Below are 339 nucleotides of genomic sequence, written 5' to 3' on the forward strand. Positions count from 1 at the left end.
AACTCATTCTCACCGATTCGGCATCTCGATGAACACTGACCCGCTCTTGCCGTCCGGCGCGCGCATCGTGCCCGCCCTTTCATCCGCTGAGCTGCGGGAGACGCTGCGGGCCCGCCATCCCGTCGGCATCCTCGGCGGCATGGGACCCGCCGCAGGCGTCGATTTCGTGCGTTTGTTCCTCTCTGCATGCGAGCGCTGTTTGCGCGAGCACGGCACGCCGATCGTCGATCAGGCGTTCCCCGAGCACTGGCTCGCGCAGATTCCGGTGGTGGACCGTAGCCGGGCGTTGCTCGACCCGAATGCGCCGCAACCGCTGCAAGGCATGTCATTGGCCATCGA

The 339-nt window shown here is 66.1% G+C and carries 1 pseudogene; it reads left to right on the forward strand.

The features are described 5' to 3' along the window. Window positions 1–28 precede the first annotated feature (28 nt). Window positions 29–339, forward strand: a pseudogene (locus PXJ20_RS33045) (hypothetical protein); the annotation flags it as partial.

The sequence above is a fragment of the Paraburkholderia sp. A1RI_3L genome (assembly GCF_048957895.1).
GTDB lineage: Bacteria > Pseudomonadota > Gammaproteobacteria > Burkholderiales > Burkholderiaceae > Paraburkholderia > Paraburkholderia kururiensis.